This is a genomic window from Phormidesmis priestleyi ULC007 (assembly GCF_001895925.1).
GTDB classification, from domain to species: Bacteria; Cyanobacteriota; Cyanobacteriia; order Leptolyngbyales; family Leptolyngbyaceae; genus Phormidesmis_A; species Phormidesmis_A priestleyi_A.
The window spans coordinates 27,124-39,370 of the sequence record NZ_MPPI01000044.1; the positions used below are offsets into that span (position 1 = coordinate 27,124).

Annotated in this window: 9 protein-coding genes; 7 read left to right on the forward strand and 2 right to left on the reverse strand. The window is 49.4% G+C overall.

Annotated features, from left to right (window positions below):
- The coding region (gene priA / locus BRW63_RS23060) for a primosomal protein N' (RefSeq protein ID WP_073074731.1) at nt 1–2,281 on the reverse strand (2,281 nt) is incomplete at its 3' end.
- Nucleotides 2,282–2,995: 714 nt separating this feature from the next.
- Here priA and BRW63_RS23065 point away from each other — a divergent pair.
- From BRW63_RS23065 to BRW63_RS23080, 4 genes are all read left to right on the forward strand, one after another.
- Nucleotides 2,996–4,216, forward strand: coding sequence for an RNA polymerase sigma factor, RpoD/SigA family (locus BRW63_RS23065; RefSeq protein ID WP_083583195.1), 1,221 nt, complete (start codon nt 2,996–2,998; stop codon nt 4,214–4,216).
- A 95-nt stretch (nt 4,217–4,311) separates the two neighbouring features.
- Nucleotides 4,312–4,803 carry a GNAT family N-acetyltransferase gene (locus tag BRW63_RS23070; protein ID WP_073074732.1) on the forward strand — a complete coding sequence of 164 codons (492 nt, stop codon included), beginning with the start codon at nt 4,312–4,314 and terminating at the stop codon, nt 4,801–4,803.
- A gap of 57 nt (nt 4,804–4,860) precedes the next feature.
- Nucleotides 4,861–5,088 carry a glycogen debranching protein gene (locus tag BRW63_RS23075; protein ID WP_219898695.1) on the forward strand — a complete coding sequence of 76 codons (228 nt, stop codon included), beginning with the start codon at nt 4,861–4,863 and terminating at the stop codon, nt 5,086–5,088.
- Between the two features lie 70 nt (nt 5,089–5,158).
- On the forward strand, nt 5,159–5,836 hold the full coding sequence (locus tag BRW63_RS23080; RefSeq protein ID WP_073074733.1) for a potassium channel family protein: 678 nt from the start codon (nt 5,159–5,161) through the stop codon (nt 5,834–5,836).
- 180 nt (nt 5,837–6,016) lie between these two features.
- On the opposite strand, the gene BRW63_RS23085 is transcribed toward BRW63_RS23080, so the two are convergent.
- Complete coding sequence (locus BRW63_RS23085; RefSeq protein WP_073074734.1) at nt 6,017–7,603, reverse strand: cation:proton antiporter; 1,587 nt, start codon at nt 7,601–7,603, stop codon at nt 6,017–6,019.
- A 154-nt stretch (nt 7,604–7,757) separates the two neighbouring features.
- On the opposite strand from BRW63_RS23085, the gene BRW63_RS23090 reads away from it, so the two are divergent.
- The 3 genes from BRW63_RS23090 (at nt 7,758) to BRW63_RS23100 (ending at nt 12,161) form a co-directional block, all read left to right on the forward strand.
- Complete coding sequence (locus tag BRW63_RS23090) at nt 7,758–9,026, forward strand: aspartate aminotransferase family protein (RefSeq protein ID WP_073074735.1); 1,269 nt, start codon at nt 7,758–7,760, stop codon at nt 9,024–9,026.
- A gap of 81 nt (nt 9,027–9,107) precedes the next feature.
- Nucleotides 9,108–9,344 (forward strand): 50S ribosomal protein L28, encoded by a 237-nt coding sequence (rpmB, locus tag BRW63_RS23095; protein ID WP_073074736.1) that lies wholly within the window; start codon nt 9,108–9,110, stop codon nt 9,342–9,344.
- A 717-nt stretch (nt 9,345–10,061) separates the two neighbouring features.
- Nucleotides 10,062–12,161, forward strand: a complete 2,100-nt coding sequence (locus tag BRW63_RS23100) for a hypothetical protein (RefSeq protein WP_073074737.1) — start codon at nt 10,062–10,064, stop codon at nt 12,159–12,161.
- Nucleotides 12,162–12,247: the final 86 nt, after the last annotated feature.

The window sequence follows — 12,247 nt, forward strand, 5'->3', positions numbered from 1 at the left end:
CCACTCGTTCTGCGGCTTTCTGCACCGCCACGGGGTTGACTCCGCTCAACCGCAGCAAGATCAACCGTCCATAAGGCGGATAGTTAAGCGCCTCTCGCTGCTCAAGCTCGGCAGCCACAAATGGCTCATAAGCCTGACGTTTGACCGCCTCAATCACAGGATGTTCTGGTGCGTAGGTTTGCAGAATGACTCGTCCTAGTTCGTCGCCTCGCCCTGCCCGCCCCGAAACTTGAACGAGGGTTTGAAAGGCACGTTCACTGGCTCGAAAATCTTGTAGATTCAATAACCCATCTGCTGCAATGATGCCTACTAGAGTGACTTGAGGCAGATCGATGCCTTTAGTGAGCATCTGCGTTCCGACCAGCAAATCTGCACCGCCTTGAGCAAAATTGGTGAGTAGCGATCGGTGAGCGCCTTTTGCCCGAGTGGTATCACTATCAAACCGAATCACGCTCAAGTCAGGAAACTGCCGCGTTAATTCTTCGGTGACTCGCTGAGTGCCGCTGCCAAACTGTTTGAAATAAGGAGACTCACATGCCGGACAGTGAGACGGTTGAGACTGAGCGTGGTTGCAGTAATGACAGCGCAAAAGCGGTTTTGCGTCAGCGTGAGTGTGGTGATAAGACAGAGACACATCGCAGTGAGGGCACTCCATCACATAGCCACAACTGCGGCAAGAGACAAAAGTGCTGTGTCCTCGTCGATGAATAAACAATAAGCCTTGCTGACCCCGCTCTTTGAGTTGCCGCAGCGCAGACTGGAGCGATCGACTAAAAATCGAGCCATTGCGATCGCGCAGTTCTTGTCGCATATCGACGATTTCGATCGCAGGCATGGGACGATCGTAAACCCGTTTAGGAAGAGACAAATAGAGCGAGGGATGAGGTTCTCTTTTTTCATCCTTTGCAGCTACCCAAGATTCTAAAGAGGGCGTTGCTGAACCTAAAATCAAAGGACAGTTTTCTAACTCGGCGCGCCATTGAGCTACTGTGCGAGCGTGATAACACGGGGCTGGCTGGTCTTGTTTAAAGCTGGAATCGTGTTCTTCATCGAGGACGATCAGACCCAAGTGGGGCAGTGGGGCAAAAATTGCCGATCGCGTCCCGATCGCCACTTGTGGGCTACCGCTCAACATCTGTCGCCAAGTATCGTAGCGTTCGCCTTCTGAGAGAGCGCTGTGATAGACGCAGACTCGATCGCCAAACCGGGCCCGAAAACGATCGGTTAACTGGGGCGTTAATCCAATCTCTGGCACCAGCACCAAAGCAGACTGACCACACTCTAAAATGGGCGCGATCGCTTGTAGATAGACTTCGGTTTTGCCTGAGCCAGTTACGCCATGCAGCAAAACTTGAGTAAATTCAGACTGCTGACGAATTTGCGCCAAAGCATCGGCTTGCTCAGGCGTTAAGTTACGAGAGATATCTGCTTGTGTCGTGCCGCCCTGCTCTGCCCGCAGCACCTCTCGAAGCTGGATCACCACATAGCCTTTGCTCTCTAACTTTTTGAGCATGGCTGAACTGGTGTGACTCATTTGCAGCAGTTCGTTGAGCCAGGTTTCACCGCCCTGACGCTTGAGCATCTCTAGAATCTCGCGCTGACGATCGGTTAAATCTGGCAAAAACTCAGTCTTCACCAGCGTCACAGCCTGTTTTGCTTTAGGGCGAACAGTTTTAGGAGGTTCTAAATAACTTTCGACAAGCTGCCGTTTCAGAAGTTCTTGCAGCCCTCGATTGGCGTTTTGCACCTGTCGTTGCACAAACTGCCACGAATAATCACCTGTTTTGCTGGCTCTGAGTACGTCGAGAATTTGTTGAGCCGAGGCGGTAAGGAAAGCATCGGGAATGGTTTGTTTTTGTAATCGGATTCGACGCTGCGATCGCGTCAGCAATCCCGGCGGCAGCGCAACTTTCACCACTTGCATTAAAGAAGTGTGGTAATAATGCGCGACCCGACTCAGCAAACTCCAATAAGACGATGGAAAAAAACCAGCGCTGACGATCGCTTCGACTTCTCGAATTTGCTTAGGGTCAAGATCTAGCGGCAGCGCATCGAGAAAGCGAATCGCGATCGCACCGACTTGTTGTGTCCCAAACGGCACACTTAATATGTCACCCGTCTGAACTTGCAGGTCGATCGGCAGCTTATAAGTGTAAAACCCTTGAGCACCCGGACAATCAACTAGCACCTCAACCCAACGATTTTGTGGCGGCTCGATCGAGTAGGTTGCCGATGGTTCAGCAACAGAAGCAATTACAGCGCTAGACAAAGACTCAAACATATCAAAATGCTTTAGGCGTAAGAATCTTGACGAATTAACAGACGATCGCGGATCTCAACGCTTGGTAACTCAGGACACAAACTCGATTTTTAACTAGTTCAATTGAACTTATTCATCGATTTTAGCCTGAGAAAAAACAGACGGAAAAGCTTGATCGCTCTGGGCTGAATAAGATTAGCAGACAAATGCAAAAAATTGCGATCAACTTTCTCACTATCGATAGAGATGCAAACCCGATCGGGTGTGGGAGTCTGTAAGAGCAGTCCAAGGAGCACAGAGCAAGTTTCCGACGCATTTTGTTTCAAGGCTTACGGAAAGTTTTGTTGCTACCGCTAGGATCTAACTAAACTCAAAACCATGCGGAACTGCTTTTACCGATCGGAACTATTGAAGATTTCCTAACAGCAGAATTCTTCAATTTGAATGAGGTTACTAATTTCCAATAGACTGATCGGTCTGCAATCAAATCATCCATAAAAACTTGTCAAGAATACTCGATGGGGAGGGCATTGAAGACCGATTCTATAAAGGTCTAATTAAAGTATTTTTCTTTCATAGCCATAGGTCAACCGACCTGAACGACCTCTGACTAGGCAACCCTAGGTTCTGTAGTCATCTCTAATTTTGCTCGTAAAAATCATAAAATCCCTGCGATTTTTGTTGAGCTTTCTCCTTCAGACGCGTTGAGTAAAACTACCTCGATACTGTATTCATATGAACGAACAAAGCAAGAGTTCTAACACAGGAATTCTCTCCGATCGTGAATTAGATTTTGCAATAGACGTTGCTGATTTAGATTCAGTTGACTCCCTGCAACTAGCTCCAGATGCCGACCTTGAAGGTGCCCCTATTGTTGAGCTAGAAGAACCTGATCTCGAAGGGCTGGAAGATGTCGCCGCCGAAATGGCAGATGTCGAGCAGTCTATCGATGAAGCTGAAGTCGATCAGATCGCTACGGCACGATCGGCAGGCTATAGCAAAACGATCGCCGATGATGCGGTCGGAGCATTCTTTAAAGAAATGGCGCGCTATCCCCTCCTTAAGCCTGATGAGGAAGTAGAACTGGCTCGACGAGTGCAATATCTAGTCGAAATGGAGGAACTGCACCGCCAGGTTTATCAAGAATTGGGGCGCATTCCTACGAAAATTGAGTTAGCCGCCAAAATTGGGCTGAATGAGCGTCAGTTAGAACACCGCCTACACCGCAGCCGAGTCGCCAAGCGGAAGATGATTCGATCAAACTTGCGTCTCGTGGTCTCGATCGCTAAACGATATCTCAATCGCGGCGTGCCGTTTCTAGATCTGATTCAAGAAGGGGCGCTGGGGCTAAACCGGGCCACTGAGAAGTTTGATCCTGATAAAGGATATAAGTTTTCGACCTATGCTTATTGGTGGATTCGGCAGGGAATCACGCGCACGATCGCCAACGATGCCCGCACAATTCGCCTCCCAATTCACATTGTTGAAAAGCTCAATAAGCTCAAGAAAGCACACCGCGATCTCAAGCGAGAGCTAAATCGCAATCCAACCGAGGCAGAACTTGCAGAGTCGTTAGAACTGAACGTCGAGCAGCTACAGCATCTTCAGCAGGTGCGTCGCCAATCCTTATCGCTCAATCACCGAGTCGGCAAGGGCGAAGACACCGAACTAATGGACTTGCTAGAAGATGGAGACACCCAATCACCCGAATCGCAGATGACCGAAACCATGCTGCGTCAAGAAATCTGGGAGGTTTTGGGAAATGTGCTGACTCAGCGCGAGAAAGACATCATTTCTTTGCGCTATGGTCTGACGACTAGCAAACCTTGCACCTTAGAAGAAGTCGGCGGCATCTTTAACTTGTCTCGCGAACGGGTGCGACAAATTCAAAGCAAGGCGATGCGGAAGCTGCGGCGACCTCAAATCGCAGAACGACTAAAAGGCTGGCTGGGCTAGACAAAACTCCGCAATTTAATCAATTTGGACTTTGGGTTTTGGGTTTTGGGTTGAAGTTCAATCTAGAATCTAAAGTCTGAAGTTCAAATTTCGCTATGAATTCTCCACTCACCATTCGATTCGCAACGCCTGCTGATGTTCCCGCACTATTTTCTTTAATTCAAGCACTGGCGGAGTATGAGAAATTATCAGATGCGGTTACAGGAAGCCCAGATCAGCTTGCCGATCATTTGTTTGGTGTTCGACCCTATATAGAGACGATCGTCGCCGAACATACAGAACAGGTCGTGGGTTTTGCGCTTTTCTTTCACAACTACTCAACGTTTTTGACAAAACCAGGCATCTATTTAGAAGACTTATTCGTTTTGCCTGAATATCGAGATCAGGGAATTGGCAGAGCCTTGCTGACTTATCTGGCTCAGTTAGCGGTCGATCGTGGCTGTGGGCGTTTAGAGTGGAGCGTTTTAGATTGGAACGAACCTGCGATCGGATTCTATCAGCGCATGGGAGCGACCGTTCTTCCCGATTGGCGGACGTGTCGAGTCACAGGTGATGCTTTGACCGCGATGGCGCAACAGAATGATTAAAACACTGTGGCTATTGGCAAAGTGTCCCCAGTCTTGTAAAACGAGAGCAGGGATCTAATGGAAAGCGAGGCAACGATCGTGGCTATTTGGGTCAATGAACAAGTCGATCCGTCAGGACTTCTCTATGCCTGCATCGCCTGCTGTGACGAAACTCAGGCCCAAGAATGTCACGCAGCTTTTGAAGAAAATCTCACCGCCATTCAAAAGTCAGAAGGCTGGGTTGCCCGCATTCGCACGGTCACTTCCTGGGAAGACGTTCCGGCAAGCGCCCTGAAGTTGAACTAGATAACGCACCAATTTTCTAAATCTTCCTTAGCCTATAAGAAGGACAGAGAGAACTTTTGGAGCGATCGCTATGTATGTATTGATTGGGGGTGCAGGGCTAATCGGACTCAATTTGGCACAGCGATTAGTCGATTTAGGGCACACCGTTGCGATCATCGATATTAACCCTGCTGCCTGTCGCTATGCTCGTGAACAGCTAGGGGTGATTGCTTTTGAAGGTAGCGCTGTCAGCACCGAGATTCTCATAGAAGCCGGAATTCGCAAGGCAGATGCGCTGGCTGCGGTGTTGCGAGACGATGCGCTGAACCTGGCAATGGTGACGCTTGCCAACCACTATGGAGTGCCGCATATTGTCGTGCGAATGCGCCATCGAGATTTTGCCGAACCTTATCGGTTTGCGGGTGCGACTCATGTGATTAACGCGATCGAGCTTGCCGTCTCCACGATGGTCAACGTGATTGAATATCCCGAAGTGGAATCAATGATGCATTTTGAGCAAGGTCAGATTGAAGTCGTCAAGCTATCGATTTCTGCAAACTGCAATGTTGTGGGGCGAAGTGTTGCCGAAGTGGCTCAAGATCCTAAGTTTCCTAGCGGTTCACTGATTATCGGCTATCAGCCTCACGCTCACATGGATTTAGCGATCCCCAACGGAAGCACCGTTTTAGAGCCAGAATCGACGGTGCTAATCGCCACAAAGCCAGGAGTCATGCATCAGATGATTGATTTCATTCAAAAGTGTGTTTGATTAACGTCAGTTCGCTTCGTTCTTCAGCGCTTCAGCCCCCTAAATCCCCCAATTCTGGGGGACTTTAAGCCCGGAATTTGGGTTCAAAGTCCCCCAAGTTTGGGGGATTTAGGGGGCAGCCCGGATTTGCAACCGTAGCGAAAAGCTTCATCGAATTCACGCTTGAGAATTCACGCTTGATTAGTCGTCTTCTAGTGCCAATAGCTTCTCATCAATGGCTTTTAAGCGCGATCGAACAACTTCCTCAGACAAAATTCGCTTACGGAGGGCATCGTTGAGGGCATTTTTTTCGGCTAACAGCAATCGGCGACGCACTGCCTCAAAGTGAGAATGATTGATGCTGGTTTGCTTGTCTGAGCGGCGATTATAAAAGTCTCGCAGCGATCGCTCCGCAGACGCAACTCGAATTTGATAGCTCGATCGCATTTCTTCATAAATCGATTTGGGCAAAACGCCTCCTTTCAGCAGCGTGTCTAACTCATCCTGCGCGGCTTTCGCAGTCATTAGTTGAGATTGCAATCCTTCAATCCACTGCTGCGACTCTGAAGTGTGAGACAGTTTCAACCGTCCGATGAGCCAGGGAAGACTGACCCCTTGACCGACGAGGGATAACAGCACAGTTCCAAACACGATCGCGATTAGTTCTTCTCGCCCCGCCAGACTTATAGGCAAACTCAAGGCAAGCGCCATTGACAGCGACCCTTTGATGTTGCCCAAGAAAAGAACGTGCTGCCACCGAAAAGGAATGGTGCGATCGAACTTCCCTACGACTGCAAGTAAAGGATAAACCGAGAGAAACCGCCCCGTTTGGTAAGCCAAAACTGCGAGTAAAACCGCAGGCAGTGTCTTTCCTAATGTCGAGAGATTGATTTCTAGCCCAATCAGCAAAAAGATAAACGTGTTTACGCCAAATCCTGCATATTCCCAAAAGCTCAAAACCGTGATGCGGCTAGAGGCGGAGACACTGCGAGAAAGCTCTAAATTACCAATCACTAAACCTGCAACCACGACCGCAACGACCCCTGAAACCCCCAAAAATTGACCAATCTGAAAGGCGCTCAGGGCGATCGCTACAGTCAACAAAATACTGCTGAGAGGGTCGTCTTCCGATCGCACATACAGCCCGATCCCCAAATATCCCAGCACCAATCCCACGATCAGACCGCCCACAATGACGATCACCAGTTCCTTTAAGCCTGCACCGATCGTGACTGACCCAGTGCTATAAAACTTGAGAATCAGGCTAAACAGCACCAATGCGATCCCGTCATTAAAAAGGCTTTCTCCTTCTACGATCGTGATCAGCCGCGACGGAACCGAGATTTCTTTAAAGATGGCAATCACAGAAACCGTGTCTGTAATCGCCAAAATCACGCCGACCAATAACGCTGGCACCCAAGCTAAACCCAGCCCAAACTTTAGACAGAGCGCCGTTACAGCGCAAGAAATCACAACGCCAGGGCCCGCCAACAGCAAAATCGGCTTGAGAGTACTTCGTAATCGGCTGATGTCTGTGTTAATCGATGCCTCAAATAACAGAATTGGCAGAAACAAATTAATGATCAGGGAAGAATCTAGTCCGATGCGACGGGGCAGCACTTCTGAGATCGCCAATCCTGCTAGAACTAGTCCACTCACATAAGGCACCCGCAGCCGACGAGATAGTAGGGCCACGATCGTTGCCACCAACAGCAAAATAATTAAAACGGTTACCAGTTCGGCAAAATGCCCCTGATCGCCCCCTACCAACGCAAGTATTTGTATCATCAATCCGCAACTCCTCAAACGTCATCAATTCCCCACAAACCGTGCCCCGCTTGTCAGTTTCTTCAACTAAACTGAACAAAGGTTCTATTAATGAGAACTCAGATCACGCTTCCCATTTCGACCCAATTCCACCTCGCGTTTAAGGATTAAATCTGTGAGTCCAGAAACCCTCGTTAGCCCCTCCACAATTGCTCCACTCGCCGCACCCTATAGCCAGGCTGAGTTTGATGATTATGTGATGACCACCTACGGGCGTTTTCCCTTAACGTTAGAGCGAGGGTCGGGCTGTCGAGTGTGGGATGACCAGGGGCGCGAATATCTCGATTTTGTTGCCGGAATCGCGACCTGCACACTGGGTCACGCTCACCCGGCAATGGTGGCGGCGGTGACTCAGCAAATTCAAACCTTACACCACGTCTCTAATCTCTACTACATTCCGCAGCAGGGCGAACTTGCAAAGTGGCTGGTCGAGCATTCTTGCGCCGATCGAGCTTTTTTCTGCAACTCTGGCGCAGAGGCCAATGAAGGCGCAATCAAGCTAGCTCGAAAGTATGCCCACACCGTTCTCGACATTGAGAACCCAATCATTTTAACGGCTCATGCCAGCTTTCACGGACGAACCCTCGCCACCATCACCGCGACCGGACAGCCTAAATATCATCAGGGCTTTACGCCGTTGGTTTCTGGCTTTCACTATGTGCCCTACAACGACATTGCAGCCCTAGAAGCCACCATTGCGGATCTCGATCGCGATCAGCGTCAAGTTGCAGCCATTTTGCTAGAAGGTCTTCAAGGAGAAGGCGGCGTACGTCCAGGAGATATTGCCTATTTTCAGCGCGTTCGTGAGATTTGTGACGAAACTGGCATTCTTTTGATGATGGACGAAGTGCAAGTGGGCATGGGTCGGACGGGTCATCTCTGGGGCTACGAGAATCTAGGCATTGAGCCAGATGTCTTCACCTCCGCCAAAGGGTTAGGGGGGGGCATTCCGATCGGGGCGCTGCTCTGCAAGTCGTTCTGCAATGTCTTTAAGCCTGGGGATCACGCCAGTACGTTTGGCGGCAACCCCTTTGCTTGTGCAGTGGCTTTAGCGGTTTGCCACACGTTAGAGCAAGACAACATTTTAGAAAATGTGCGCGATCGGGGCGAACAACTTCGGGCAGGTTTGCAAAAACTCGCCGAAAAGTTTCCGATGCTGGTGGATGAGGTGCGCGGCTGGGGCTTGATCAACGGCATGGAGCTAGTGGCGGATGTGGTGCTCACTTCTGGTGATATCGTCAAATCGGCAATGAATGAAGGCGTTCTCTTGGTGCCTGCGGGCCCGAAGGTGTTGCGCTTTGTGCCGCCGTTGATTGTCACAAGTGAAGAAGTCGATCGGGCCCTGCAATCGGTCGATCGAGCGCTGACTGCGGCAGTGTCTTAGCTTTTCTTCTTGAATAAGCGCCCAGTGTGTATACAATAGAGGACTGTATGAAATCGCATCAAAGAATTCGGAGACGCTAATATGTCACGTAAATGTCAACTGACGGGAAAAAAGGCAAATAACGGCATGGCCGTCTCCCACTCTCACCGTCGCACCAAAAAATTGCAGGAAGTCAATTTGCAGTGGAAGAGAGTTTGGTGGGCAGAAGGCAAACGCTGGGTAAGGTTGCGGCTTTCCACCAAGGCAATCAAAACTTTAGAACTCAAGAGCCTCAGTGCTTTTGCTAAAGAAGCTGGACTCGATTTAAGTCGGCTATAAAAAATAAATTGTTTTATTTTAATGCGGCTGGGGTGATTTATGTGTGATCACCCCAGTTTTGTTGTGTTTATAAATTCTGCCATTGCTGAACGCCGCGACAAGTTGGGTAGGGGCAATCCCCCCGGGGTTGCCCTCCGTCAGGGGTAGGCACGGTTTGGGGAGGGTAGGCACGGGGGCGCTACCCCTACGACCATTTCATTTCCTTGTTTGCCTAAATTCTTTTTGAATTCATCTATTAGAATATTTTTAGTGCAATGATGGCTCTTTCAAGCAAGGTGGGTAATATTGTTCCATCCAACCTCACAGAAACTTTAAAAAACAAATTCAGTGCTTGTATGATCTTTGCAAAGTAGAACCTGCCAATTAACGGTATTCACTCACCTCAAACTCATGTGTCCGTAATCTTTCGTCCGTAATTTCAAAAGCTGTAGAACTTGTCCTGGTCGCTCTGAACCGATCGACAAGTCGAGCCCGTAGGTTTGCGGTTGACGATCGCCTCGATTTATCAAGATAGTAGAAAGATCAGCCAACGATATATAGAGTTTTGATAAACTCTCCTGACCATCGATTGACTAGATAGTGGGTCAATGCCTGACCATGGATAAGCTAGGACTCATGTAAGTTCTACGATCGTAAACCCGAATTTTCTGCGATCGCCCCTCGACTAATCAAAGACTGAATTTCTGAACTCGCACTTTTTCTGCAAAAACAGCAGCTATGTCAAATCGCAAACTCGTCAAGGCAATTCAGGGTTTCTTCCATGCCCTTAAGAGGCTTCAGCAAACTGTGACCAAGGGGCTAGTTAATTGGCTGCTCCGAAGTGCATTAAAGAAAAATCGAGGGACTAGACTCGCCAACTCTGGCTTTGTCTTGCCGACGACCGTTTTGCTGATTTTGGTGGTCACGCTCACCGTAGGCGCGCTGACTTATCGGGCTTATAATCGCAACGCTCAGGTGATCGGGGAAAATCAGCAGCGGATCATTTATAACGCTGCGACTCCGGCGATCGATCGGGCCCGCTCTAAGCTAGAGTTTCTGTTTGATGCCACCAAGGACAATCGCTACCCTGGCGGTGTGCCTAGCGAGGGTCGTCTGCTGTCAATGTTGCTAAATGAAGACTCTCCAGGAGCCGCACTCCCACGGCTGTCAGCAGCTAAAGATAAAGATGGCAAGTCGATCGATGTCTACTCGCTGCCCGACGAACAGCGAGTAGACTTAAACGGTGGCGGAGCCGATAATGCTTGGTCATTCCGCACAGATACAGACGGAAACGGAACGCCAGATGCAACCGTCATTTACTCCGTTATCTTTAGCAACCCTACCGAAGGAACCGCAAACCCTCAAGAACTTTTACTTAAAAAAACAGACTCTCAGAAAGCGCAGAAGTTGTGGGTTCGGCACGGTCCGCTCAGTAAAGAGTCAAGCGCCGTTCAATGTGGCTCTGGGGCTGGAGGCACTGAAGGCGGCTGGTTTGAAGATCGAGGGGGCAATACTTCGATTCTTCGGAAAAATTTTCAGGTGGATGCGATGGTCATCCCAGACGCGGCAAACTCAACGGCGGTGACGTTGGAGTTTCATCAAGACCGTCAGCTTAACCGAGGCAACAAGTGGGGAGCCTGGTTCCGTAATGATTTAGAAGTTTTTCCAAACCCGCCCTTCAACTGGAACGGGGCAATGCACACTGAAGGCAGCATGATGCTCGGTGGTAGCAACTTCACTGCCCACTTGATTAGCGCTCCTGCATCCTGTCTATTCAACCCTGCCGAGAACTCTGGAATCACAGTCACCGATACGCCTGACTTTAAAGGCACGGTTGTTGCAGGCAGGATAGGAGACAATAAAACCGACGGTAAAGCTAACATCTATATCTATGACACCACTCCTAGGAAAGTAGAGCTAAACAGTGGCACTGACTCTACTAAGGGCACTACGCTCGGCCCTTATGATGTCTCGATCGACCCAAAACTTATCCTGACTGAAGACAAATATCAGTATCGTGTAGCAACCAGAAAACCAGCAGACGTAGACGACTGGAAGAATCTTAAAGATCCAGGATTAGCCGAGCGCATCAGTTCCAAGAGTCAAGACAAGCCTTACGTCGATGATTTATATCGAGCCGACGATCGCTGGGGTCCTAAACCCAAATATGGGACAGGTGACACTGACAGGCTTGTGCCATCTGGAGACATGGGTAAACCGATCCCTTCAACCAGCGAAACTCTAATTTTGACGCAGGATGATAATAGTGTAGGAAGCACTGGAAGTGGGGTGGGTCTAGACGGCTACTGGGAGCGTCGAGCCAGATTCAACGGTTTGCGAATTCTCGTCGGCGAAAGGCTAGAACTGGGAAATCTCAATACTTGGGTGACACCCAATGGGGGAACTACCAACCCTGATTATGTGGAGGTTCAAACATCAGGCAATATTGCCCCAGATGACGAACGAGAAGGTGATCCGCTCTATCCTCCGACGATCGCGCCTTATCCAATCAGTCAAGCAAATGCAGCAGATGCAACGAAGAACTTAAAGCATCTAGACTTGCAGCGCCGCACTCTCAGAGATAATCTATCTGCGGTGCAGACGACTGCCGTTTATCACGCGGCTAAAGACCGAGATTATCCCGTCGCTTGTCTTGCCAGCACGGTTCACCCTGGCACACTCTCAACCCTTTACCAATCGATCAATTTTCTGCCGACTCAGTTTGCTGATGGGGCAACAGGTGCTAAAAACCAGCAGTTGCAGTCTAACTTCTTCACAGGTCAAGGCACTAACGGCTGGGAGTTTTCGGCAGGGCAAACGCATCTTAAAAATTACTGAGAATGAGTTCTAGGGTTTCGGGTGTTGATGCGGGAAGATCAACGCAACGTCACCCCCCCCTCAAGCAATGAAACTAAAATCGAAAG